This window comes from Massilia endophytica (genome assembly GCF_021165955.1).
Lineage (GTDB): Bacteria > Pseudomonadota > Gammaproteobacteria > Burkholderiales > Burkholderiaceae_D > Rugamonas > Rugamonas endophytica.
Map to the genome: position 1 here is coordinate 3533120 of NZ_CP088952.1, position 24952 is coordinate 3558071.

The following is a 24952-nucleotide window of genomic DNA, read 5'->3' on the forward strand; positions in this document are numbered from 1 at the left end:
TTACCTCGTTCTTTTCAATGCGCGCCGCCGCCGGCGCCGGAGGGCGATTTCACTTTGTCCGACAGCCACAGGATCGGAATGCAGGCCAGCAGGATGGCGCCCACGATCAGGAAGCCGTCGTTGTAGGCCATGACGTAGGACTCGCGCCGCACGATGCCGTCGATGGCTTTCAGCGCCTTGTCCGCTGCCGATACCGGATCGATGCCCTGGCCGATGAAGGCCTGCGTCATCGAGTCCAGGCGCTGCTGCACGGCCAGCGAGAAGCCGGTGATGGATTCGCCAAGGCGGGCCGAGTGGAAGTGCTCGCGCTGGGTCAGCGCCGTCGCCAGCATGGCGATGCCGATGGAGCCGCCCAGGTTGCGGGTCATGTTGAACAGGCTCGAAGCCGATGGCATGTCCTTGGGCTGGATGCCGTTCATGGCGAAGTTCGACAGCGTGAGCATCACGAAGGGCTGGCCCATGGCGCGGATCACCTGCGACACCATCAGCTGGTCGTAGCCGGTGCTCGCGTCCATGAAGGCATTCATCAGGCAGGAGCCGCCGAAGAGCAGCAGGCCGATGGTGCACAGCAGCCGGTTGTCGAACTTCGACGACAGCTTGGCCACGAAAGGCATGATGAACAGCTGCGGCAGGCCGACCCACATGATCACTTCACCGATCTGCATGGGCGAGTAGCCCGCGATCTGGCTCAGGAAGAGCGGCAGCAGGAAGGAAGACCCGTACAGGCCCATGCCCATCACGGCCGACAATGCCGTCGCCACCAGGAAGTTGCGCTGGCCGTAGAGGCCCAGGTTGACGAATGGCTGGGCGCGCATGGCGCTGGTCACGACCCAGCCCAGCAAGCCAAACAGCGCCAGCGCGGCGAAGGTGATGATGAAGCCGGAGTCAAACCAGTCCTTGCTGTTGCCTTCCTCGAGGAAGATGGTGAGGCAGCCCAGGCCGAGCGCCATCAGGCCGATGCCCAGCCAGTCCGCATCGCGCAGCAGCTCCCATTTCGATTTCTCGGCATCCAGGCCGTAGGCGATGCCGCCCATGAGCAGCAGGCCGGGAACCCAGTTGATATAGAAGATGGAAGGCCAGCCGTACAGCTCGCTGAGATAGCCGCCCAGGGTGGGGCCCATGGCCGGAGCCAGGGTGGCGGTCAGGCCGAAGATGGCCATGCCGGTGGCGCGTTTGGAAGGCGGCAGCTTGGCCATCACGAGCGTCATCGCCATCGGGATCAGCGCGCCGCCCGTGAAGCCCTGCATCATGCGGAACACGATCATGCTCTCCAGGTTCCATGCGAAGCCGCACAGGGTGGAGAAGACGAGGAAAAGGCCCGTGGTGCCCATCATGTAGCCGCGCATGCCGAAGACGCGCGTCAGCAGGGCCGTCATGGGAATGACGATGATCTCGGCCACCAGGTAGGCGGTGGAAATCCAGGAGCCCTCCTCCTGCGTGGCGGACAGGGTGCCGAGAATGTCGCGCAGCGAGGAGTTGGTGATCTGGATGTCCAGCACCGCCATGAAGGCGCCCAGCATGCCGGCCGCCACCGCGATCCAGGTGCGTGCGGGCACCGCCGCGCCGGCCGTGCCGGGAAGCGTTTGCGTTGTGCTCATTGCGAGCGCTCCTTAGTGCGCGGCGGTTTCTTTGACGGCCACTTCGGCGATCACGGACATGCCGGGCACCAGGCGGCCGCTGTAGGCCTTGATGTCTTCCGGCTTGAGCGTGATCTTCACGGGCACGCGCTGCACGATCTTGGTGAAGTTGCCGGTCGCGTTATCCGCCGGGAGCAGCGCGAACTGCGCGCCCGAGGCAGGCGAGAAGCTGTCCACGCGGCCCACCAGTTCCTTGCCCGGCAGCGCGTCGATGCTCAGGTGGACCGGCTGGCCCACGTGCATATCCGCGAGCTGGGTTTCCTTGAAGTTGGCGGTGACCCAGACGTTGTCCTGCACGATGGCCGCGAGCTGCTGGCCGGGCTGAATGCGCTGGCCCACTTCGATGGTGCGCTTGCCGATACGGCCGCCCACCGGCGCGAGGATCTTGTTATAGGCCAGCTGCTGCTCCGCGTCCTTCAGCTGCACGTTCAGCACTTCGATCTGCGCCTTCAGCACGTCGCGCGCCGAAGCGGCGGCGGTGATCTGGGCGCGGGCGGCGGCGGCGCTGTCCCTGCGCGCGCTGACGTCGGCGGCGGCGCTGGCGCGGCTCGCATTGGCCGCATCCAGTTCCGCCTTCGACACCGCCTTCATCTGCGCCGTGTACAGCTGGCTGTACCGCTCGGCGTCCTGGGTGGCGCGCAGCTGCAGCGCCTCTGCCTGTTTGACCTGGGCCGCGGCCGCGCTGGCCTGCGCATTCACCTGCGCCACCTGCGCATCGGCCTGCAGCACCTGCTGGCGCGCGCTCGCGATCTGGGCCTTGATCTGGTCCACCTTCATCTGCTGGTCCACCGGATCCAGCTCGGCGATCACATCGCCCTGCTTCACGATCTGGTTATCGTCGATCAGCACCTTGCCGACCACGCCCGCCACGCGCGAGGACACTGGGTGCACATGGCCCGCCACATAGGCGTTCTCCGTCTCGACATAGAAATGGCTGCGATACCACATGCGGCCGCCCGCCACCAGGGCGGCCAGTGCGATCAGCCCTGCCCCCACGAGGACGCGGCGGTTGGGCGGGGTGCGGGCGGGAGCGGCCTGGGCGGCAGGAGCTGCGGGAACGGCGCTCAGCGGTTTTTGTTCTGCGTGGTGGGTGGACATGGGACGCTCCATCAAAATGAAATGTGTTCGGAGCATTATTAGCGCAAAAATCCCACAAGTCAAGAAATGAAACGATTTCATTTCATTTTCCGAGCCGGATGGTGTAAAGTAATGGCATCTGATAGCCTGTTTTCTTTTGACGGAGTCTCTTTTCGCAATGTCCGACGAGCAGATCGATCTTTCCTGCCCCGCCTGTTCCAAGCCCGGCCGCCCCAAGGCCAGCGAGGCGGAGGCGCGCATGTTCGAACTGACGAACACGGCGGCCACCTTGTTCCTGAGCAAGGGCTACAGCAAGGTGAGCCTGGAAATGATTGCGCGCGCCGCGCGGGTGGCGGTGCGCACCATCTATGTGAAATTCGGCGGCAAGGCCGGCCTCTTCCGGGCCATCCTCCTGCGCGGGCGGGAGCATTTCTTCTCCTCGATGGAAGACCTGGAATCGAGCCAGCGCCCGATCCGGGAGGTGCTGCTGGACGTGGGCCAGCGCATCCACGAGCTGCTGGCGTCGCCGGCCGTCATCAACCTGCACCGCATGGTCATTGCCGAGGCGCATGCGACCCCCGAGCTGGCCCAGGCCTTCTTCGAAGGCGGGCCCCAGCAGACCCGCCTCATGCTGACGCGCTATTTCGAGCGCCCCGACATCCGCGCCCAGCTGCGGGACGACATGCCGCCCAACCAGCTGGCCGTGCATTTGATCAACTGCCTGACGGGCGATCCCCTGAAGCGCTATCTGTTTGGGGTGGAAGCGCTGAGCCGCGAGGAGTCGCCTTCTGTCGAGTTCGCCGTGGACCTGTTCCTGCGCAGCGTCCTCCGCTAAGCTGCTCAGCGATATGTGCGGCAACGCACGGAGCGGGAACGCCCGCTGCCGGATACTGATTCCCTTAAGAATAATTTTGTAGGGAGGGCAGTATGAGCAAGATGGATCGGCTCGAATGGAGCAAGAAGGTCGCCTCGCTGAACGAACGCATCCGGGGCTTCCAGGCCAATCCGAGCAAGGAGCAATTGGACCTCGCCATCAACGAACTGCGCGAATACGCCAATGCGGCGCATGAAGGCGGCATCGAGATACCGCCGCGCTTCGTCGCCAACTGAACAAAGACCGGGCCACGCCCGGTTTTTTTTTCGCACTCTTGCAGCCCTCCCCCGTTCGTGTCAGCATAGCCAGTCCACCTTAACGAAAGCCCCCGATGAGCGAGCAAGAGAACAATGAAGACCAGCTGTTCTGGCAGTTGAGCAACTCCCTGATCCAGCACACCAATAACGAGGGCCGTGAAAGCGGCGCCACGCCCGGCCTGGCCGCGGCAGCCCTGCTGTTTGCCGCCGCGCGCTTCAACGCCCACCTGCTGGCGCGCAATGCGGAAACGGTCGAGCAGTTCCGCGAGATGCAGAAGGAAGGCATGGAACACTTCCAGGAGCAGTTCCGTAAGATGCTGACCGACAATCTGGCCGACTACGAAAAGAACTTCGACCAGTTCCGCGGCTAAGTCCGCCCACCCGGCTGCGTCCGCAGCCGGCTTTTCTCACTTCAGCAATTGACACCGGGGATGGCATGCTGTTTAATGCTCGGACACTCGTGAAATCGTTTTCAAACCAAAACTCAAAACCTGCACAATGAGCGAACTCCAGCATTTCCCGCCCTCCTTCACCTGGGGCGTGGCCACCAGCGCCTTCCAGATCGAGGGCGGCGCCACCGCCGACGGGAAGGGCCCGTCCATCTGGGACACCTTTACCCATACGCCGGGCAAGATCATCGATGGCGGCACGGGCGATGTGGCCTGCGACCACTACCACCGCTACGCCGAGGACGTGGCCCTCATGGCCAGTCTGCATGTGGACGCCTACCGCTTCTCCATTGCCTGGTCGCGCGTGCAGCCTCAGGGCAAGGGCGCATGGAACGAGGCGGGCTTCGCTTTCTACGACCGCCTGCTGGGCGAGCTGGAGGCGCGCAATATCGAGGCGCACGTCACCCTCTACCACTGGGACCTGCCGCAGGGCCTGCAGGACGAAGGCGGCTGGCTGAACCGCGATACCGCCAAGCACTTCGCCGTCTATGCAGCGGAAGTGGCACGCCGTTTCGGCAACCGCGTGAAAACGATTGCAACGCACAATGAACCCTGGTGCTCGGCCAACCTCGGCTACGGCAACGCCCAGTTCGCGCCCGGCGTGGCCGACCTGAAGCAGTCGATCCAGGTCTCCCACCATCTGCTGCTGTCGCACGGGCTGGCCATGCAGGCCATGCGGGCGGTGGGCAGCAGCGCCAGGCTCGGCATCGTGCTCAACCAGTGGACGGCCGACCCCGCAACGGACAGCCAGGCCGACCGCGACCTGGCCGCCTTCGAGTACTCGCGCTCGGTGGAATGGTTCATGGACCCCATCTTCAAGGGCCGCTATCCGGAGCTTGCCCTGAAAGCCCATGGGGCCAATGCGCCGGTCGTGCATGATAACGATTTCAAAGATATCCAGCAGCCTATCGACTTCCTCGGCTGTAACTACTACTTCCGCGCCTTCTGCAGCGCCGAAACGCCGCCGCGCCAGCCCCAGCCGCCCCTGGGCTTCACCGACATGGGCTGGGAAATCTACCCGCAGGGCCTGACCGAGCTGCTGCTCAAGTTGAACGCCGCCTACGAGCTGCCGCCCATCCTCATCACCGAGAACGGCATGGCCAATGCCGACCAGCTGGTCGGCGGCCGCGTGCCGGACGCGAAGCGCATCGAGTACGTGGAGCACCATCTTGCGGCGCTGAAGAAGGCGATGGACGCCGGCGTGAAGGTGGAGGGTTATTTCCTCTGGAGCCTGCTGGACAACTTCGAATGGAACTCCGGCTACGCCAAGCGCTTCGGCATCGTCCACGTGGACTACGAGACCCAGGTCCGCACGCCCAAGGACAGTGCGCTCTGGTATCGCGATTTCATCGACGCCCAGCGCGCCCGCTGATCCAGCACGGATGACCCGGCAGCATAGCCGGGCATTTTTTTTAAGGAGACACCATGTCCGCATTGCCATCCGAGATCGGCGCCGCCAGCATGCCGCGCGCCGGCGCCAGCCCCCTGCTGTGGGTGCCCAGCACCTATTTCACCATGGCCCTCGCCTATGTGATGCTCAACAGCGTCACCGCCATCATGTTCAAGAACCTGGGCATGGACAACGGCAAGGCGGCCGAATACGCGAGCTACCTGATCCTCGCCTACACCATCAAGCCCCTGTTCGCGCCGGTGGTGGAGATGTACCGCACCAAGAAGTTCTTCGTGCTGTGCGCCCAGTTCGCCATCGCGCTGGGTTTCGCGGGCGTGGCCCTGGCCATGGCGCTGCCGGACTACATGGTGCTGCTGGTGTTCCTGTTCACGGTGCTGTCCTTCATTGGCGCCACGATGGACATTGCCGCCGACGGCGTCTACGTCACGGCCCTGGACGGGCGCTCGCAGTCGCTGTACTGCGGCGTGCAGAGCCTGAGCTGGAATATCGGGCCCATCGTCGCCTCGGGCGGCATGGTCTACCTGAGCGGCTGGCTGCACAGCCAGTACTTCCATCACGATTCCAAGGTATTCGGGCCGGAATGGATCGATGCCTGGCGCATCGTCTTCTTCCTTGCAGCCGGGCTCGCGCTGGTGATGGCGCTGTGGCACATGAAAACCATGCCCGAAGGCGCGCGCGCCGAGAATGCGCCCTCCTCCATCGGCCAGGCCTGGTTCATCCTGAAGGATTCCTTCGTCACCTTCTTCGGCAAGCGCGACGTGTGGCTGATGATCGGCTTCGCCTTCCTGTTCCGCCTCAGCATCGGGCTACTGGAAAAGATCGGCCCCTTCTTCATGGTGGACCCGGTGGCAAAGGGCGGGCTGGGGCTGTCCAACGAACTGCTCGGCATCGTCTACGGCACCTACGGGCTGGTGGCGGTGCTGGTAGGTTCCCTGCTGGGCGGCCTGTTCGTGGCCAGGCGCGGCCTGAGGCCCACGCTGTTCCTGCTGTGCTGCGCCGTCAATATCCCCAACGTCACCTTCCTGCTGATGGCCTACTACCAGCCTGCCAGCCTGGTGGTGATCAGCGTGGGCGTGGCGGTGGAAAAGTTCTTCTTCGGCTTCGGCTCGGTGGGCTTCATGATCTACCTGATGCAGCAGCTCGCGCCCGGTAAGTACACCACCACCCATTACGCCTTCGGCACGGGCCTGATGGGCATGTGCATGATGGTGACGGGCCTGGTGAGCGGCCACCTGCAGCAGTTCCTCGGCTACGTGAACTACTTCTGGTTCGTGATGGCCGCCACCATCCCCTCCTTCCTCGTCACCTGGTTCGCGCCCTTCCACAACAAGGAAGACGCCTGAACCAGAAACAGCCGAGCCCGTGTCCACACCTTGGGGTCAGACCCCCAAGGTTGGACACGGGCTCGGCTGTAGGAGCGCCAGATCAGCGCTTGCGCGGAGGCGGGAGGTCGGTGCAGACGCCTTCGTAGACTTCGGCGGCCATGCCGATCGATTCGCCCAGCGTCGGGTGCGGGTGGATGGTGCGGCCGATGTCCGTGCCATCCGCTCCCATCTCGATCGCCAGCGCGATCTCGCCGATCATGTCGCCAGCGTGCGTGCCGACGATGGTGCCGCCGATGATGCGGTGGGTCTCGGCGTCGAACAGCAGCTTGGTGAAGCCTTCCTCGCGGCCATTGGCCACGGCGCGGCCGCTGGCGGCCCAGGGGAAGTGGCCCTTCTCGACCTTGATCCCCTTGACCTTCGCTTCGTCCTCGGTAATGCCTGCCCACGCCACTTCAGGATCGGTGTAGGCGACCGACGGAATCACTTTCACGTCGAAGTGCGCCTTCTCGCCGTGCGCCGCTTCCGCAGCCACGTGGCCCTCGTGCACGGCCTTGTGCGCCAGCATCGGCTGGCCCACCAGGTCGCCGATGGCGAAGATGTGCGGCACGTTCGTGCGCATCTGGCTGTCCACGTTGATGAAGCCGCGGTCGGTGACGATCACGCCTGCCTTCTCGGCGGCGATCTTCTTGCCGTTCGGGCTGCGGCCCACGGCCACCAGCACCATGTCGTACACCTGCGGCGCGGGCGCGGTGGCGCCGGCTTCCGCCGCTTCGAAAGTGACCTTGATGCCTTCCGGCAGAGCCTCGACCGCCACGGTCTTGGTCTTGGTCATGATGTTGTCGAAGCGGTGGGCGTTGAACTTCTGCCAGACCTTCACGGCCTCGCGGTCCGCGCCCTGCATCAGGCCATCCATCATTTCGACCACGTCGATGCGGGCGCCGAAGGTGGAATAGACGGTAGCCATTTCCAGGCCGATGATGCCGCCGCCGATCACGAGCATGCGCTTCGGGATCTGGCGCAGTTCCAGCGCGCCGGTGGAGTCCACGATGCGCGGGTCTTCCGGCACGAAAGGCAGCTTCACCACGGAGGAACCGGCGGCGATGATAGCCTGCTTGAACTGCACAACCTTCTTCGTGCCGTCGGCAGCGGTCACTTCGATGTGGTTCGGGCTGACGAACTGGCCCACGCCCTGCACCACATTGACCTTGCGCGCCTTGGCCATGCCGGCCAGGCCGCCCGTCATCTTCTTGATGACGTCTTCCTTGTACTTGCGCACTTCGTCGATATCGACTTCAGGCTTGGCGAACTTCACGCCGTGCTTGCTCATGGTCGCGGTTTCGTCGATCACGGCCGCCAGGTGCAGCAGCGCTTTCGAAGGGATGCAGCCCACGTTCAGGCAGACGCCGCCCAGCGTGGCATAGCGCTCCACGATCACGGTGTTCATGCCCAGGTCCGCGGCGCGGAAGGCGGCCGAGTAGCCGCCCGGGCCGCCGCCCAGGACCATCATGTCGCATTGCACATCCACCTGGCCGCTGTAGCCGCCCGCTACGGGGGCTGCCACAGGAGCGGGCGCAGGGGCTGGCGCCGCAGCGGCCGGCGCGGGAGCCGGCGCAGGAGCCGGGGCGGCGGCGCCTGCCGCCTCGTCCAGCATCAGCAGCAGGCTGCCTTCGGAGACCTTGTCGCCAACCTTGATCTTCAGTTCCTTCACCACGCCAGCGTGGGTCGAAGGAATCTCCATGGATGCCTTGTCGGATTCGACGGTGGCGATGGACTGGTCGACCTTGATCGTGTCGCCCGCCTTCACCATCACTTCGATCACTTCCACTTCCTTGAAGTCGCCGATGTTCGGCACTTTCACTTCTACGGTCATTGCGGCCTCCTTACAGCAGGATCTTGCGCATATCGGCCAGTACCTCGGCCAGATACACGGCGAAGCGTGCGCCGGACGCGCCATCGACCACGCGGTGATCGTAGGACAGCGACAGCGTCATCATCAGGCGGGGAGCGAACTGCTTGCCGTCCCACACCGGCTTCATTGCGGCCTTGGACAGGCCCAGGATCGCCACTTCCGGCGCATTCACGATAGGCGTGAAGTGCGTGCCGCCGATGCCGCCCAGCGAGGAGATGGTGAAGGTTGCGCCCTGCATGTCGGTCGGCTTCAGCTTGCCTTCGCGCGCCTGCAGCGACAGTTCCGTCATCTCTTTCGCGATCTGCGTCACACTCTTCTGGTCCGCGTTCTTGATCACGGGGACCACGAGGCCGTTCGGCGTATCGGCCGCGAAGCCGATGTTGTAGAACTTCTTCAGGATCAGGTTCTCGCCCTTCTCGTCCAGCGAGGAATTGAAGGACGGGTATTTCTTCAGCGCGGCGACCGATGCCTTGATCACGAAGGCCAGCATGGTCAGCTTGACCGCATCCTTGTTCTTCGCGTTGGCCGCGTTCGAGGCGACACGGAACTCTTCGAGCTCGGTGATGTCCGCATCTTCGAACTGCGTTACGTGCGGGATCATCACCCAGTTGCGGTGCAGGTTCGGGCCGGAGATCTTCTTGATGCGCGGCAGCGGCTGCAGTTCCGTTTCGCCAAACTTGCTGAAGTCCAGCGACGGCCATGGCAGCAGGTTCAGGCCCGCGCCGCCGCCCGCAGGCGCAGCGGCGCCAGCCGGGGAAGCCACGGCGCCGGACATCACGCCCTTCACGAAGTTCTGCACGTCCTGCTGGGTGATGCGGCCTTTCGGGCCGCTGCCCGGCACGCGGCCGACGTCCACGCCCAGTTCGCGCGCGAACTTGCGCACGGAGGGCGATGCGTGGGCCGCCTTGCCGCTGACGGCAGGCGCGGATGCGGCAGCAGGCGCAGGCGCCGCGGCGGCAGGGGCCGGAGCGGCGGCAACTGGAGCGGGAGCAGCGGCAGGAGCCGGGGCGCTCGGCGCAGGAGCCGCGCCAGCGGCGCCTTCAACGACCAGCACCAGCGAGCCTTCGGCCACCTTGTCGCCAACCTTGACCTTGATCTCCTTCACGACACCGGCGTGCGACGATGGAATCTCCATCGAGGCCTTGTCCGATTCCACGGTGATCAGGGACTGGTCCTTGGCGACGGTATCGCCCACCTTGACCATGACCTCGATGACTTCCACCTCCTTGAAGTCGCCGATATCCGGCACCTTCACTTCGATGGGGCCCGAGGCGGCAGCAGGCGCCGCCGGGGCGGGAGCCGGGGCGGGAGCCGGGGCTGGCGCAGGCGCCGCAGCGGCAGGCGCAGGAGCGGCGGCAGCGGCCGGAGCGGGCGCCGCAGCGCCGGCGCCATCGGCCTCCACCATCAGCAGCAGCGAGCCTTCCGCGACCTTGTCGCCCACCTTCACCTTGATTTCCTTGACCACGCCAGCGGCGGAGGAAGGAATCTCCATGCTGGCCTTGTCCGATTCAACGGTGATCAGCGACTGGTCCACCTTGATCGTATCGCCGACCTTCACCATCAGCTCGATGACTTCAACTTCCTTGAAGTCGCCGATATCCGGGACTTTGACTTCCACAATGCTCATAGCGTTTGCTCCGTATTCTCGTTATTGGGTCACCGGATTTGGCTTGTTCGGGTTGATGCCGTACTTGGCGACGGCCTTCTCGACCACCGTCATGGCGATCTTGCCTTCGTCGGCCAGGGCGCGCAGGGCGGCAACGGTCACGTAGTAACGGTTCACTTCGAAGAACTCGCGCAGCTTCACGCGGCTGTCCGAGCGGCCGAAGCCATCGGTGCCCAGCACCTTGTAGGTGCGGTCTTTCGGAATGAACGGACGGATCTGGTCCGCAAACGCACGCATGTAGTCGGTGGTGGCGATGACCGGGCCGGTGGTCTTCTGCAGCAGGCCGGTCACGTAAGGTACGCGCTGTTCCTTGGTCGGGTTGACCATGTTCCAGCGCTCGCAGTCCTGGCCTTCGCGCGCCACCAGCGTCAGGGACGGAGCGGACCACACGTCGGCGGCGATGCCCCAGTCGTTCTTCAGCAGTTCCGCCGCGAAGATGGATTCGCGCAGGATGGTGCCCGAGCCGATCAGCTGCACGCGCTCCTTGGCCTTCTTGTCGCCTTCCTGGAGCAGGTACATGCCCTTCAGGATGCCCTCTTCCTGGCCTGGCTTCAGGCCTGGATGGGCGTAGTTCTCGTTCATGATGGTGATGTAGTAGAACACGTCTTCCTGCTCGCCCACCATGCGGCGCAGGCCGTCCTGGATGATGACCGCCAGCTCATGGCCGAAGGTCGGGTCGTAAGGCACGCAGTTCGGGATGGTGGCGGCCATGATGTGGCTGTGGCCATCCTCGTGCTGCAGGCCTTCGCCGTTCAGCGTGGTGCGGCCTGCGGTGCCGCCCATCAGGAAGCCGCGTGCGCGCATGTCGCCGGCGGCCCATGCCAGGTCGCCGATACGCTGCATGCCGAACATCGAGTAGAAGGTGTAGAACGGAATCATCACCCGGTTGTTGGTCGAGTACGAAGTCGCCGCCGCGATCCAGGAGCTCATGCCGCCCGCTTCGTTGATACCTTCCTGCAGGATCTGGCCCGCCTTGTCTTCGCGGTAGTACATCACCTGGTCCTTGTCGACCGGCTCGTACAACTGGCCCTGCTGGTTGAAGATGCCGATCTGGCGGAACAGGCCTTCCATACCGAAAGTGCGCGATTCGTCGACCAGGATAGGCACAATGCGCTGGCCCAGGCTCTGGTCGCGCAGCAGCGCGGTGATGATACGCACGAAGGATTGGGTGGTGGAGATCTCGCGGCCTTCCGCGGTCGGCTCCAGCACGGCCTTGAAGGCGTCCAGCGGCGGCACGGTCAGCTGCTCGTCCGCCTTCACGCGGCGCTGCGGCAGGTAGCCGCCCAGGGCCTTGCGGCGCTCGTGCAGGTACTTGATCTCGGGCGCGTCGTCGGACGGCTTGAAGAAGGGGATCTCGGCGAGCTTGTCGTCCGGGATGGGGATGTTGAAGCGGTCGCGCATTTCGCGGATCGCCTCGTCGTCCAGCTTCTTGGTCTGGTGCGCGGTGTTGCGCGCCTCGCCGGACTTGCCCATGCCGTAGCCCTTGATGGTCTTCACCAGCAGCACGGTCGGCTTGCCCACGCTTTCCTGCGCGTTCTTGAAGGCGGCGTAGATCTTGTGCGGATCGTGGCCGCCGCGGGTCAGGCGCCAGATGTCGTCGTCGCTCATGTTGGCGACCATTTCCAGCAGCTTCGGATGCTTGCCGAAGAAGTGCTTGCGCACGTAAGCGCCGTCCTTGGCCTTGTAGTTCTGGTATTCGCCGTCCACGGTTTCCATCATCACCCGCTGCAGGATGCCGTCCTTGTCCTTGGCCAGCAGGTTATCCCAGCCCGGGCCCCAGATGACCTTGACCACGTTCCAGCCTGCGCCGCGGAAGTCCGCTTCCAGTTCCTGGATGATCTTGCCGTTGCCGCGCACCGGCCCGTCCAGGCGCTGCAGGTTGCAGTTGACGACGATGACGAGGTTGTCCAGCTTCTCGCGCGCGGCCATGCCGATAGCGCCCATCGATTCCGGTTCGTCCATCTCGCCGTCGCCGCAGAAGGCCCATACCTTGCGGCCTTCGGTGTTGGCGATGGAACGCGCGTGCAGGTACTTCAGGAAGCGCGCCTGGTAGATCGCCATCAGCGGGCCCAGGCCCATGGACACGGTCGGGAACTGCCAGAAGTCCGGCATCAGTTTCGGGTGCGGGTAGGAGGACAGGCCCTTGCCGTCCACTTCGCGGCGGAAGTTCAGCAGCTGCTCTTCGGTGAGGCGGCCTTCCAGGAAGGCGCGGGCGTACACGCCCGGCGAGGAGTGGCCCTGGATGTAGAGCAGGTCGCCGCCGTGTTCTTCGGTCGGCGCTTTCCAGAAGTGGTTGAAGCCGATGCCCAGCATGTTCGCCAGCGAGGCGAAGGAGGACAGGTGGCCGCCCAGGTCGCCGTCCGCGCGGTTGGCCTTCACCACCATCGCCATGGCGTTCCAGCGCATCCAGGAGCGCAGGCGCTCTTCGTATTCCAGGTTGCCCGGGCAGTGGGCTTCCAGGTGGGCGGGGATGGTGTTGACGTAGGCGGTGTTGGCCGAGAACGGAATCTGCGCGCCGCGGCGGCGGGCCAGGTCGACCAGGCGTTCCATCAGGTAGTGCGCGCGCTCCGGACCTTCGTTTTCAATGACGGCCTCGAGCGCGTCAAGCCATTCTTTCGTTTCGAGCGAATCAGGATCGTTGACGGCCTGGGCCGTGACCTGGTCGAGTTGAGCTGACATTGACGTGTCTCCTTTAATTAGTCCGTCGATTATTCACGAAGAGGGCGAAATTAGTGCGAAGATTCTAACAGTGTTTTTGGCATTTTCCAAATTACGGTATGCCGTTTCATAATACGAAATTTACCGAAAGAAATTGCGTTTATGTTACCTTTGGGTATACATCGTATGAGGCCCTCCATGCACTTCCGAACCCTTGGCGCATCCCTGTTGGCGGCGGGCATTCTCGCCGCCCCTTCCGCGCACGCCGGACTCTTCGGCAACTTCATCAGTTGCTCGGACGATGGCGCCGCCACCCGCCAGCTGGACAGGAAGGGTTTCTCGTTCTCCGGGAACTACCAGTGCTGGAAGGGCAGCGGCGCTTTCCGGGGCAAGGGGACGCTGTTCGCCGCCGAGGACAACAGTACCGTCCGCGCCACCAACTGGTTCGGGGAATACGACAGCGGCGCCATCCCCAGGATCGGGGGCGAGCAGGAACACACCAATCCGCGCGGCAACCTGCTGGAGCGGTATCACGAGCACGAGCCCTGGCTGTTCGAGGTGCTGACCGCCGACGGCAAGTTCCGCGTGAGCGGTCCCACGAAGTTCCGCTACATGAAACTGCTGGACAGCGGACTGGACGGCTGGGAGCTGAAAATCAACGACAAGGTGATCTACAGCATGGAAGGGCCAGGCGAGATCAGGGTCAAGAAGATCGCCTGCCCCGGCACCCCCGCCGGCCTGTTCATGGTCAAGGGCGCCTGCGTCAACGGCATGCCCGACGGCGATGTCGAGCTGCTGTCGGGAAACGGCTTGCAGCAATACCTCGTCAAGTTCGCGGACGGCCGGCCAACCGGCAACATGGAATACCGCACCCTGCATCTGGATTCCCGCACCCTGAATGATGGCGAGCAGCCTTTCCTGCCCAACATTGTCCGTCCCGAGAGCGACCGCGAACGCGACATCGTGAAGGTGAAGCGCTTCATCTCCGCGAACGGGAGACCGGAGCTTGTCGCTGGCAAGCTGGAATTTGCCGCCATCGCCAAATACACCATCAACAACACAACGGGCACCGAATATTTCTATGGCGGACGCACCGTCGATGGCATCGCGCGCGGCGACGGGACTTGCCAGGTCACCGGCTACAACGACATGACGCATGTGAAGTCCGACAGCCGCAGCTACGACCGCGAAGCCTGCACCGTGGCTGACGGGCGCACCTGGCTGTACCGTGTGGACCAGGTCTACCAGGACCGCATGGAGGCGCGCGCTGCAGAGCGGCGCGAGGCGGAAGCGGAATCGGACCGCCGCTACGAAGAGGAGAAGCGGCGCCGCGAGGCCGAGTGGGCCGCCGCCGATGCCGAAATGCGCAACAGCCGCAAGGACGATATCGGCCTCTATATATTGCAGAAGGGCGCCGAGATGAACGCCCACATGCAGGAAGTGAACCGCCAGACCCAGGCGGCCCTGCGCGACGCCGAGCGCATCCGGCAGCGCCAGGCTGCCGAGCGCGAGCGCGAATCGCGCGACCGCGCGGAGCGCCAGGCCGAGGACCGGCGGCAGGATGCGGCAATCCGCGCCCGCCTTGCCCAGGGAAGCCAGCCATCCCAGCCTTCGCGGCCGGCCGCGCAGGAAACACCGCCTCCGGCACGTCCGGCGCCCCAGCAGCAGGCGCCAAGGCCGGTGATGGCGTCCCCGGCGCCCGTGCTCACCTACGCCGCGCAGCAGCAGCAGATGCAGCTCGCGGCGACTGCACCGTCCGCCCCAGCCGCCGAGCGCCCGCGCCCCGAGCGGAAGATCGAACTGGGCCCCGTGGTCCAGGAAATGCTGGCGGTCTGCCGCCAGGGCAAAAGCGGCGGCTGGGCCTGCCATGGAGGGCTGGACAACCAGGTCCTCTTCGACGAACCCTCGGTCGAAAGCGCCCTGGCCCGCCAGGGCTGCGAAGGCGGCACCTGGGCGGCGGGCGGCCCCACCCTGGACGGCGTCAAGTGGGAAGCCTACCGCTGCAACAAGTCGCTCGGCGCAGGCGACTACGACGTGGCGGCGCGCTACCACATGGTCACGGCACGCCGTTCCTACCAGTGCGAAAAAGGCAAGCCATCCGACGGCCGCTGCACCACGCCCTATGGTATGGCCCCGCAATAGCATTTGGACAGGTAATTTATAATGGCGTTTTTCCTTCTTTCCCGAACGCCCCATGTCTGCCCAACTGATCGACGGAGTCAAACTTTCCCAACAACTGCGCGCTGAAATCGCCGGCCGCGCCGCCGCACTGACCGCCAAGGGCAAGCAGCCCGGCCTGGCGGTCATCCTGGTCGGCGAAGACCCGGCCAGCCAGGTCTATGTGCGCAACAAGATCAAGGCTTGCGGCGACGTGGGCATCCACTCCGTCTTCGAAAAGTACGAGGCCGACCTGACCGAGCAGGCCCTGCTGGACCGGATCGAGGCGCTGAACAACGATCCCACGATCCACGGCATCCTGGTGCAGATGCCGCTGCCCAAGCATATCAACCCGCACAAGGTCATCGAAGCCATCTCCACCTCCAAGGACGTGGACGGCTACTCCGTGCTGTCGGCAGGCGAGCTGATGACCGGCCTGGAAGGCTTCCGGCCCTGCACCCCCTACGGCTGCATGAAGCTGATCGAATCGACCGGCGTCAGCCTGCGCGGCAAGCACGCCGTGGTGATCGGCCGCAGCAACACCGTGGGCAAGCCCATGGCCCTGCTCCTCTTGCAGGCGAACGCTACCGTCACCATCTGTCATAGCGCCACCCCGGACCTGGGCCTCTACACCCGCCAGGCGGACGTGGTGGTGGCCGCCGTCGGCCGCCGCAATACCTTGACGGCGGACATGGTGAAGCCCGGCGCAATCGTGATCGATGTCGGCATGAACCGCGACGATAATGGGAAACTGTGTGGCGACGTGGATTTTGCCGCCAACAAGGAAGTGGCCGCGCACATCACGCCCGTGCCGGGCGGTGTGGGCCCGATGACCATTACCATGCTGCTGATGAATACCATCGAGTCGGCTGAGCGCGTCTGATCGAAGGCGCGGCGCGGCCGGGTCGAACAACCTTTGGAAAAGACTATGACTCAAGACAATCCCCTGCTGGACTTTTCCGGCCTGCCGCGCTTCGATGTCATCAAGCCGGAACACGTTACGCCCGCCATTGAGGAACTGCTCGGCAAGAGCCGGGAGGTCGTCAGGCAGCTGGAAGGCCCCGCGGACAGCGTCAGCTGGGCCAACTTCGTTACCCCGCTGGAGAACTCCACGGAGCTGCTGGGCCGCGCCTGGGGCATTGTGAGCCACCTGAACAATGTGGCCGATACGCCCGAGCTGCGCGCCGTCTACAACGAGAACCTGCCCAAGGTCACCGAGTTCTGGACCGAACTGGCCCAGAACGAGGCGCTCTTCGCCAAATACAAGGCCCTGCGCGCGAGCGCCGAATTCAACGCCCTGTCGCCCGCCCGCAAGCGCATCGTCGAGAACGCCATCCGCGACTTCCGCATGGGCGGCGCGGAACTGCCCGCCGACAAGAAAGAACGCTTCGCCGCCATCCAGGAAGAGCACGCTGCCACCTCCACCCGCTTCTCCGAGAACGTGCTGGACGCCACCAACGACTGGAAACTGGTGGTGGAGACCGAAGCCGAACTGTCCGGCCTGCCGGACGACGTGAAGGCCGCCGCCAAGGCGCTGGCCGCGAAGGAGGGCAAGAGCGGCTACATGTTCACGCTGCACTTCCCCTCCTACTACCCCATCCTGCAGTTTGCCGACAACCGCGCCCTGCGTGAGCAGGTCTACCGCGCCAACGCCACCAAGGCCTCCGAGCTGGGCGAGGTGTTCAGCGAGCGCGAGAAGTGGGACAACAGCGGCAATATCGTCAAGCTGCTGAAGCTGCGCGCGGAAGAGGCGCAGCTGCTGGGCTATGCGAATTTTGCGGAGGTCTCGCTGGTGCCGAAGATGGCCCAGAGCCCCGAGCATGTGATTGGTTTCCTGGAAGACCTGGCCAAACGCGCCCGTCCCTTCGCGGAGAAGGATGTGGCCGAGCTCCGCCAGTTCGCGAAAGACGAGCTGGGCCTGGACAAGCTCGAAGCCTGGGACCTGCCCTACGCCTCGGAAAAGCTGCAGGAACGGCGCTACGCCTTCTCCGCCCAGGAAGTGAAGCAGTACTTCCCCGAGCCGAAAGTGATCGACGGCCTGTTCCGCCTGGTGCAGTCCCTGTTCTCCGTGAATATCGTTCCGGACAGCGCCCCCGTGTGGCACAAGGACGTGCGCTTCTACCGCATCGAGCGGGACGGCAAGCTGATCGGCCAGTTCTACCTGGACCTGTATGCCCGCTCGGGCAAGAACGGCGGCGCCTGGATGGACGACGCGCGCAGCCGCCGCGTGGAAGGCGGCAAGCTGCAGACCCCTGTGGCCTATCTCACCTGCAATTTCACGGAACCTGCCGTCATCGACGGCAAGCCCCAGCCTTCCCTGTTCACGCACGATGAAGTGATCACACTCTTCCACGAGTTCGGCCATGGCCTGCACCATATGCTGACGGTGGTGGAGGAACTGGGCGTTTCCGGCATCGCGGGCGTGGAATGGGACGCGGTGGAGCTCCCTTCCCAGTTCATGGAGAACTTCTGCTGGGAGTGGGACGTGCTGAGCCACATGACGGCCCACGTCAAGACCGGCAAGCCCCTGCCGCGCGAGCTCTACGACAAGATGCTGGCGGCGAAGAACTTCCAGTCCGGCATGCAGACCCTGCGCCAGGTGGAGTTCGCCCTGCTGGACATGCACCTGCACTACGACTACCAGCCGGAAAGCGGCAAGCCGGTGCAGGAGGTGATCGACGAAGTGCGCCGCAAGTTCTCGGTCGTGATTCCACCCGCCTTCAACCGCTTCCAGAACTCCTTCGGCCATATCTTCGCAGGCGGCTACGCGGCGGGCTATTACAGCTACAAGTGGGCCGAGGTGCTGTCCGCCGACGCCTACGCGGCATTCGAGGAGGCGGCGGCCCTGGATGGCGGCAGGCTCTCCACCGAGACCGGCAAGCGCTTCCTGGAAGAGATTTTGTCCGTTGGCGGATCGCGCCCGGCGCTGGAATCCTTCACGGCCTTCCGCGGCCGCGAGCCGAGCATCGATGCCCTGCTGCGCCACAGCGGGATGGCGGTGTAGCGATGAAGAAGCTGGCGGCTGTCCTGCTGGCCTGCCTGGTCCTCCCGGCCCAGGCGCAGATGTACAAGTGGAAGGACGCCAGGGGCGTCACCCACTATACGGACACGCCGCCGCCCGCCGCCAGGGCGGAAGTGAAGAACTTCGCCACCGGGGCTCCGGTCTCCCTGCCTTACGAACTGGCGGAGCCTGCCCGCGCCCGCCCCGTCACCCTCTACACCACCGCGGACTGCGCGGCCTGCGCCGAAGCGCGCAACATGCTGCGCGCGCGCGGCATTCCCTTTGCGGAAAAGACGGTCGCCACGAACGAGGACTATGCCGCCCTGAAGCGCGCCGGAAGCAACGGCCAGTTGCCCCTGCTCCTGGTGGGGCGCAGCAAGCAGATCGGCTTCGAGCAGGTGGCCTGGGACACGATGCTGACCGACGCAGGCTACCCGCTCACGCGCGTTCTGCCGCAGGGCTACCAGTGGCCCTCCCCCACTCCGGCCGCCCCGCCGCGCCAGCCCACCGAGGAAGAAAAGGCCGTGGCCGCGGCAAAGGTGGCGGCGGAGGAGCAGGCCCGCCTGAAGCGCAAGCCGCCGGTCAACGCCCCACCCGATTTTCAGTTTTAGAATAGCGTTCATGACCCGAATCGATTTCCACAGCAATGTCCCGGACAAGATCGCCTATGCCTGCCGCCTGCTGCGCAAGGCCTACGGCGCGCGCAACCGCATCGTCGTGATGACGGAGGATGCAGCCCAGCTGGCGGAGCTGGACCAGGCGCTGTGGACCTTCTCCTCCACCGATTTCCTGCCGCACGCCCACGTCAACGACCCGCTGGCGCCGGACAGCGCCATCGTGCTGGCCGACAGCGACGACACGGAGCTGCCGCAGGCGGACGTGCTGGTCAACCTCTCGCGCCGCGCCCCGGCCCAGTTCGAGAGCTTCCCTCGCCTCATCGAGGTGATCTCGACCGACGAAGCCGACACCGCCGCGGGCAGGCAGCGCTTCATCGCCTACAAGCGCCAGGAATTCCAGCCAACCCACCTCAACGTAGGACAAGCATGAACCAGGCATTCGACGCCAGCATTCCCGTTCTCACCGAAGTCGTGCGCGAGGAAGCCCCCGCCCCGGCGCCGGCGCCGGCGCCAGAGCCTGCGGCCGAAGCATCCTTCCTGGGCACGGACTGGGAGCAGTTCGAGAAGGAGGTTTCCGTCCGCATCCTGCAGCAGCTGCAGTCGCGGGTGGACTTCGTGCTGGAGCAGCGCATCCGCGACAGCATCGCCGAAGTGCTGGACCAGTCCCTGCGGGAACTCACCGGCCAGCTGCGCGAGGGGCTGCACGACACGCTGGGCAAGATCGTCACCCGGGCGGTGCAACAGGAAATCACCCACCTGCAGGCCCGGAAAAAGTAAGGCTGGGGAAATCCCGCTTTTCCAATTGAACATTTTGTTGTACCTTCTGCCCCTGTACAATCAGAGCCGGCGTCCCGGAGGCGCTGCCGTTTTCACATTCACTGGAGAATGAATATGCTGTTCAAGACGAAGTTCATGCCGCTCGCTATCGCCCTCGCGTTCGCTGGCAGCGCCGGCGCACAGGAAATCATCAAGATCGGCCACGTTGCCCCTGTCTCCGGTCCTTCGGCCCACCTCGGCAAGGACAATGAAAACGGCGCCAAGATGGCGGTGGAAGAACTGAACGCCCGCCCCTTCAAGATCAACGGCAAGCCGGTCAAGTTCGTGCTGGTGCTGGAAGACGACGGCGGCGACCCGAAACAGGGCACCACCGTGGCCCAGAAGCTGGTGGACGCCAAAGTGAACGGCGTGATCGGCCACCTGAATTCGGGCACCACCGTTCCCGCCTCGAAGATCTACTTCGACGCCGGCATTCCCCAAATTTCCCCTTCGGCCACCAACCCGGTCTACACCAAGCAGAAGTTCAACACCACCTTCCGCGTGGTCGCCAACGACAACAAGCTGGGCGGCACCCTGGGCAAATACGCCGTGGAGAAGCTGAAGGCCAAGAAGATCGCCGTGATCGACGACCGCACGGCCTACGGCCAGGGCGTGGCGGGTGAATTCGTCAAGGGCGCCAAGGGCCCGGGCGTTTCGGTCGTGGACAAGCAGTTCACCACCGACAAGGCCACCGACTTCAACGCCATCCTCACCAGCATCAAGGCCAAGAACCCTGACCTGGTCTTCTTCGGCGGCATGGACTCCGTGGGCGGCCCGCTGCTGCGCCAGATGCGCGCGCTGGGCATCAAGGCCAAGTACATGGGCGGCGACGGCGTCTGCACCGAATCCCTGCCGAAGCTGTCCGGCGCCGCCGACGAAAGCGTGACCTGCGCCGAAGCGGGCGGCGTGACGCCGGACCTGCAGAAGAACATGGACGACTTCGTGGCGCGCTACAAGAAGAAGTACAACTCGGACGTGCAGCTGTACGCGCCGTACGTGTACGACGCCGTGATGACCATGGCCACCGCGATGGCGGACGCCAAGTCGGCCGAACCTGCCAAATACCTGCCTTACCTGGCCAAGGTGAAGTACCAGGGCATCACCGGCCCGATCTCCTTCGACCAGTACGGCGACGTGAAGGACGGCGCCCTGACCCTGTTCACCTACACGGGCGGCAAGAAGACGAAGATGGAAGTGGTGAAGTAAGCTTCACCGCGGGAATCGCAGGCCGTCCAGTTTGCGCGGACGGCCTTTATTTTTTGGAGAATACAATGCAAAGCAAGCTCATCCCTCTGGCCCTGGCCCTCGCCTTCGCAGGCAGCGCCGGTGCGCAGCAAGTGGTGAAGATCGGCCACGTGGCCGCGATCTCCGGCCCTTCCGCCCACCTGGGCAAGGACGACGAAAACGGCGCCCGCCTCGCCATCGAAGACCTGAATGCCAAAGGCTTCAAGATCGACGGAAAAGCCGTGAAATGGGTGCTGGTGCCGGAAGATGACGCCTCCGATCCGAAACAGGGTACGGCTGCCGCGCAGAAGCTGGTGGACGCAAGGGTGAACGGCGTGGTGGGCCACCAGAGCTCGGGCACCACCATTCCCGCCTCCAAGATCTATTACGACGCGGGCATTCCGCAGATTTCGGGCGCCGCGACCAATCCCGTCTACACCCACCAGGGCTTCAACACGGCCTTCCGCGTCGTGGCCAACGACAGCAAGCTGGGAAGCACGCTGGGCAAATACGCCGTGACCAAGCTGGGCGCCAAGCGCATCGCCGTGATCGACGACCGCACCGCCTACGGCCAGGGCGTGGCCAGCGAGTTCGCCAAGGCCGTCAAGGGGCCGGGCGTTTCCATCGTCGACAAACAGTTCACGAACGACAAGGCCACCGACTTCAACGCCATCCTCACCAGCATCAAGGCCAAGAATCCTGACCTGATCTTCTTCGGCGGCATGGACTCGGTAGGCGGCCCGCTCTTGCGCCAGATGAAGGCGCTGGGCATCAAGGCCAAATTCATGGGCGGCGACGGCATCTGCACGGAAGCGATGCCCAAGCTGGCCGGCAATGCGGACGACATCGTCACCTGCGCGGAAGCGGGCGGCGTGCTGGCAGGCCAGCAGAAGAACATGGACGAATTCGCGGCGCGCTTCAAGAAGCGCTTCGGGGTGGAGGTGCAGATCTACGCGCCCTACTACTACGATGCGGTGATGACGATGGCGACAGCCATGGCCAATGCCCGCTCCGCGGACCCCATCAAATACCTGCCCTACCTGGCGAAGGTGAAATACCAGGGCATTACCGGCCCTATTGCCTTCGACAACTACGGCGACATCAAGGACGGCGCGCTGACGCTCTTCACTTACAAGAACGGCAAGAAGACCCTGCTCGAAGTGGTCAAGTAAATAAAAAAGGGACAGCCGAGGCTGTCCCTTTTTGCTGGTGCTACAGAATTACTTCTGCGCCAGGATCCATTTCACCAGCGTATGCGCTTCGGCTTCGCTGACTTGCGGATTGGCGGGCATCGGGACTGCGCCCCACACGCCGGAGCCGCCCTTCATCACTTTTGCGACCAGCTTGGCTTCGGCGTCCTTCTGGCCCGCGTACTTGGCTGCCACATCCTTGTAAGCAGGGCCCACCAGCTTGTTGGCCACAGCGTGGCAAGCCATGCAATTCTTCGCCTTGGCCAGATCCGGATTCGCCATTGCAGCCTGCGAAGCAAACGCAGAGGCCAGCACCGCGACAACCATCAGGGAACGTTTCATCATTTTCTCCAAAGAAAAACCAAACTCATTCTACCGCGTTTCCAGAACGCAGGGAGAGGTGGCCGCGTTGACGATGGGGCGGCAAAAACCTCCCCATAAATCGTAATGTTTTGTAAGATGGGCGTTCAACAGGAGTTGCCCATGCCCATCATTATCATCATTGCAGCCTTGTGCGCGCTGCGCTACTTCGAAGTGTGGAAATTTGCCGAGCTGTCCTGGTGGTGGATAGTGGGGCTGATGGCGGCCGCCTTCATCTGGTTCGAGTTCCTCGAACCCATGCTGGGCCTGGACAAGCGCAAGGCCCACAACGAAGACGAAAAGCGCCGCCAGGCCCGCGTCGCCAAAAACTTCAACGACCCCAAGCGCAAATAAGCGCTCAAGCAGGTAGCTAGCGCTTGAGCTGGCTGAGGTCGCGGACGGCGCCGCGGTCGGCGCTGGTCGTGAGGGCGGCGTAGGCCTGCAGGGCCTGCGAGACGTAGCGCTCGCGCTTGACCGGCTGCCAGGCGTCCGCGCCTTTCGCTTCCATCGCGGCGCGGCGCGCGGCCAGCTCCGTATCGCCGATGCGCAGGCTGATCGTGCGCGCGGGGATGTCGATGTCGATCATGTCGCCTTCCTCCACCAGGCCGATGGCGCCGCCTTCCGCCGCTTCCGGCGAGGCGTGGCCGATGACGAGGCCCGAGGAGCCGCCGGAGAAGCGGCCGTCCGTCAGCAAGGCGCAGGCTTTGCCCAGGCCCTTGGACTTGATATAGGAAGTGGGGTAGAGCATCTCCTGCATGCCCGGCCCGCCCTTTGGACCTTCGTAGCGGATGATGACGACGTCGCCCGCCTGCACCGTGTCGCCCAGAATGCCTTCCACCGCCGCGTCCTGGCTTTCGAAGACGCGCGCCTTGCCGCTGAACTTCAGGATGCTTTCGTCCACGCCCGCCGTCTTCACGATGCAGCCCTTCTCCGCCAGGTTCCCGTACAGGACCGCCAGGCCGCCGTCCTTCGAATAGGCGTGCGCGATGTCGCGGATGCAGCCGCCGGCGCGGTCGATGTCGTTCGCTTCATAGCGCTCCGCCTGCGAGAAGGCGATCTGCGTGGGCACGCCGCCCGGCGCCGCGCGGAACAGCTTGTGCACTTCGGGGTCGTCGGCGCGCTTGATGTCGTAGTTTTCGATGGCCTCGCCCATGGTCCTGCTGTGGACCGTCGGCAGCGAGGTGTCGAGCAGGCCCGCACGCGCCAGTTCGCCCAGGATGGAGATGATGCCTCCAGCGCGGTGCACGTCCTCGATGTGGAACTTGTCCGTCATCGGCGCGACCTTGCACAGGCAGGGCACCTTGCGCGAGATGCGGTCGATGTCCTTCATGGTGAAGGGCACGCCCGCTTCGTGCGCCGCCGCCAGCAGGTGCAGCACCGTGTTGGTGGAGCCGCCCATCGACACGTCCAGCGCCATGGCGTTCTCGAAGGCCGCGAAGCTGGCGATGCTGCGCGGGAGCACCGAGGCGTCGTCCTGTTCGTAGTAGCGCTTGGCCAGGTCGACGATCAGGCGCCCGGCCTTCAGGAACAGTTCCTTGCGGTCTGCGTGGGTGGCGACGATGGTGCCGTTGCCGGGCAGGGAAAGGCCCAGCGCCTCGGTGAGGCAGTTCATGGAGTTCGCGGTGAACATGCCGGAGCAGGAGCCGCAGGTGGGGCAGGCCGAGCGCTCCACCTCCGCCACGTCCGCATCGGACACGTTCTTGTCGCCCGCCTTGATCATGGCGTCGATCAGGTCCAGCTTGATGACCTTCTGCGCCCCGCCATCGACCACCTTGAGCACCTTGCCCGCCTCCATCGGCCCGCCGGACACGAAGACCACGGGAATATTGAGGCGCATGGCCGCCATCAGCATGCCCGGGGTGATCTTGTCGCAGTTCGAGATGCAGACCATGGCGTCCGCGCAGTGCGCATTGACCATGTATTCCACGGAGTCGGCGATCAGGTCGCGCGAGGGCAGCGAGTAGAGCATGCCGCCGTGGCCCATGGCGATGCCGTCATCGACCGCGATGGTGTTGAATTCCTTGGCCACGCCGCCCGAGGCTTCGATCTCGCGCGCCACCAGCTGGCCCAGGTCCTTGAGGTGGACGTGGCCGGGAACGAACTGGGTGAAGGAATTCACCACGGCGATGATCGGCTTGTCGAAATCCCCGTCCTTCATGCCAGTCGCGCGCCACAGGGCGCGGGCGCCTGCCATATTGCGGCCTTGGGTCGTGGTACGTGAGCGGTATTCGGGCATGGCGGTCTCCTTCGGGTAAGGGCATCAGAGTGCCTTTCCCCGCAGAATATGTCAAATATATGATTTAATAGTCAGTGAGTCGAATTAC

Annotated in this window: 21 protein-coding genes; 14 read left to right on the forward strand and 7 right to left on the reverse strand. The window is 64.3% G+C overall.

The annotated features are described in order from the left end of the window. Positions 1–14: 14 nt before the first annotated feature. Both LSQ66_RS16235 and LSQ66_RS16240 read right to left on the reverse strand, forming a co-directional pair. The gene (locus LSQ66_RS16235) at positions 15–1598 is read right to left on the reverse strand and encodes a DHA2 family efflux MFS transporter permease subunit (RefSeq protein WP_231766229.1); all 1584 of its coding nucleotides are present in this window, start codon (positions 1596–1598) and stop codon (positions 15–17) included. Between the two features lie 12 nt (positions 1599–1610). Then, positions 1611–2735 (reverse strand): HlyD family secretion protein, encoded by a 1125-nt coding sequence (locus tag LSQ66_RS16240; protein WP_231766230.1) that lies wholly within the window; start codon positions 2733–2735, stop codon positions 1611–1613. A gap of 157 nt (positions 2736–2892) precedes the next feature. Here LSQ66_RS16240 and LSQ66_RS16245 point away from each other — a divergent pair, with 157 nt between their 5' ends. From LSQ66_RS16245 to LSQ66_RS16265, 5 genes are all read left to right on the forward strand, one after another. Next, entirely contained in the window at positions 2893–3549 is a 657-nt protein-coding gene (locus tag LSQ66_RS16245) for a TetR/AcrR family transcriptional regulator (RefSeq protein WP_231766231.1), read from the forward strand. A 92-nt stretch (positions 3550–3641) separates the two neighbouring features. Next, a complete protein-coding gene (locus LSQ66_RS16250) occupies positions 3642–3824 on the forward strand; it encodes a hypothetical protein (protein ID WP_231766232.1) in 183 nt (60 codons plus the stop codon). Between the two features lie 95 nt (positions 3825–3919). Next, positions 3920–4216 (forward strand): DUF3144 domain-containing protein, encoded by a 297-nt coding sequence (locus tag LSQ66_RS16255; protein WP_231766233.1) that lies wholly within the window; start codon positions 3920–3922, stop codon positions 4214–4216. Between the two features lie 127 nt (positions 4217–4343). Further along, positions 4344–5666, forward strand: coding sequence for a GH1 family beta-glucosidase (locus LSQ66_RS16260; RefSeq protein WP_231766234.1), 1323 nt, complete (start codon positions 4344–4346; stop codon positions 5664–5666). Between the two features lie 53 nt (positions 5667–5719). After that, entirely contained in the window at positions 5720–7048 is a 1329-nt protein-coding gene (locus LSQ66_RS16265) for an MFS transporter (protein WP_231766235.1), read from the forward strand. An 82-nt stretch (positions 7049–7130) separates the two neighbouring features. On the opposite strand, the gene lpdA is transcribed toward LSQ66_RS16265, so the two are convergent. The 3 genes from lpdA to aceE are packed head-to-tail and all read right to left on the reverse strand — an operon-like array spanning position 7131 to position 13284. Beyond that, complete coding sequence (gene lpdA / locus LSQ66_RS16270) at positions 7131–8900, reverse strand: dihydrolipoyl dehydrogenase (protein ID WP_231766236.1); 1770 nt, start codon at positions 8898–8900, stop codon at positions 7131–7133. Between the two features lie 10 nt (positions 8901–8910). Further along, positions 8911–10566, reverse strand: coding sequence for a dihydrolipoyllysine-residue acetyltransferase (gene aceF, locus LSQ66_RS16275; protein WP_231766237.1), 1656 nt, complete (start codon positions 10564–10566; stop codon positions 8911–8913). A gap of 21 nt (positions 10567–10587) precedes the next feature. Then, a complete protein-coding gene (gene aceE / locus LSQ66_RS16280) occupies positions 10588–13284 on the reverse strand; it encodes a pyruvate dehydrogenase (acetyl-transferring), homodimeric type (RefSeq protein ID WP_231766238.1) in 2697 nt (898 codons plus the stop codon). A 177-nt stretch (positions 13285–13461) separates the two neighbouring features. Between aceE and LSQ66_RS16285 the strand changes: the two genes are divergently transcribed. The 8 genes from LSQ66_RS16285 (at position 13462) to LSQ66_RS16320 (ending at position 22250) form a co-directional block, all read left to right on the forward strand. Then, positions 13462–15405, forward strand: a complete 1944-nt coding sequence (locus tag LSQ66_RS16285; RefSeq protein ID WP_231766239.1) for a hypothetical protein — start codon at positions 13462–13464, stop codon at positions 15403–15405. Positions 15406–15457: 52 nt separating this feature from the next. Next, entirely contained in the window at positions 15458–16303 is an 846-nt protein-coding gene (folD, locus tag LSQ66_RS16290; protein WP_231766240.1) for a bifunctional methylenetetrahydrofolate dehydrogenase/methenyltetrahydrofolate cyclohydrolase FolD, read from the forward strand. Between the two features lie 45 nt (positions 16304–16348). Then, positions 16349–18424: a M3 family metallopeptidase gene (locus LSQ66_RS16295; protein WP_231766241.1), complete on the forward strand. Its 2076-nt coding sequence runs from the start codon at positions 16349–16351 to the stop codon at positions 18422–18424. Between the two features lie 2 nt (positions 18425–18426). Beyond that, positions 18427–19032, forward strand: a complete 606-nt coding sequence (locus LSQ66_RS16300) for a glutaredoxin family protein (protein ID WP_231766242.1) — start codon at positions 18427–18429, stop codon at positions 19030–19032. Positions 19033–19042: 10 nt separating this feature from the next. After that, positions 19043–19468: a DNA polymerase III subunit chi gene (locus LSQ66_RS16305; protein WP_231766243.1), complete on the forward strand. Its 426-nt coding sequence runs from the start codon at positions 19043–19045 to the stop codon at positions 19466–19468. After that, on the forward strand, positions 19465–19815 hold the full coding sequence (locus LSQ66_RS16310) for a hypothetical protein (RefSeq protein ID WP_231766244.1): 351 nt from the start codon (positions 19465–19467) through the stop codon (positions 19813–19815). Before LSQ66_RS16305 ends, LSQ66_RS16310 begins: the two co-directional genes overlap by 4 nt. A 114-nt stretch (positions 19816–19929) precedes the next feature. Further along, positions 19930–21060 carry a branched-chain amino acid ABC transporter substrate-binding protein gene (locus LSQ66_RS16315; RefSeq protein WP_231766245.1) on the forward strand — a complete coding sequence of 377 codons (1131 nt, stop codon included), beginning with the start codon at positions 19930–19932 and terminating at the stop codon, positions 21058–21060. Between the two features lie 65 nt (positions 21061–21125). Further along, the gene (locus tag LSQ66_RS16320; RefSeq protein ID WP_231766246.1) at positions 21126–22250 is read left to right on the forward strand and encodes a branched-chain amino acid ABC transporter substrate-binding protein; all 1125 of its coding nucleotides are present in this window, start codon (positions 21126–21128) and stop codon (positions 22248–22250) included. Between the two features lie 48 nt (positions 22251–22298). Here LSQ66_RS16320 and LSQ66_RS16325 read toward each other — a convergent pair whose 3' ends face one another. Next, entirely contained in the window at positions 22299–22610 is a 312-nt protein-coding gene (locus tag LSQ66_RS16325) for a c-type cytochrome (protein ID WP_231770135.1), read from the reverse strand. A gap of 141 nt (positions 22611–22751) precedes the next feature. On the opposite strand from LSQ66_RS16325, the gene LSQ66_RS16330 reads away from it, so the two are divergent. After that, positions 22752–22982, forward strand: a complete 231-nt coding sequence (locus LSQ66_RS16330; protein WP_231766247.1) for a TIGR04438 family Trp-rich protein — start codon at positions 22752–22754, stop codon at positions 22980–22982. Positions 22983–22998: 16 nt separating this feature from the next. Here the strand turns inward: LSQ66_RS16330 and ilvD are convergent, their stop codons facing one another. After that, on the reverse strand, positions 22999–24864 hold the full coding sequence (gene ilvD / locus LSQ66_RS16335; RefSeq protein WP_231766248.1) for a dihydroxy-acid dehydratase: 1866 nt from the start codon (positions 24862–24864) through the stop codon (positions 22999–23001). Between the last annotated feature and the right edge of the window lie 88 nt (positions 24865–24952).